We start from the raw sequence: 249 nt of genomic DNA, 5'->3' as shown, positions 1-249 counted from the left end.
AGCCAGCGCCCACCTGCCGGGCTAATCCACCACTCTGATCGAGGTTCACAGTACTGCGCATACGATTACCGGGTCATACAGGAGCAGTTTGGTCTGAAAACATCAATGTCGCGTAAAGGTAACTGTTACGACAACGCTCCGATGGAAAGCTTCTGGGGAACGCTGAAAAATGAGAGCCTGAGCCACTATCGTTTTAATAACCGGGATGAAGCCATCTCAGTAATACGGGAATACATTGAGATTTTCTAC

Annotated in this window: 1 protein-coding gene; it reads left to right on the top strand. The window is 48.6% G+C overall.

All coding sequences use genetic code 11. The features are described from left to right. Positions 1 to 249 (top strand): integrase core domain-containing protein (locus R0J88_RS22245; protein ID WP_410901207.1); only part of this gene is annotated, 249 nt, incomplete at both ends.

This window comes from Pseudoalteromonas sp. SIMBA_162, assembly GCF_046535955.1.
Classification (GTDB): Bacteria; Pseudomonadota; Gammaproteobacteria; order Enterobacterales; family Alteromonadaceae; genus Pseudoalteromonas; species Pseudoalteromonas marina.
Note: the sequence above shows the minus strand (reverse complement) of the source record. Positions and strands in the feature narration are given on the sequence as shown.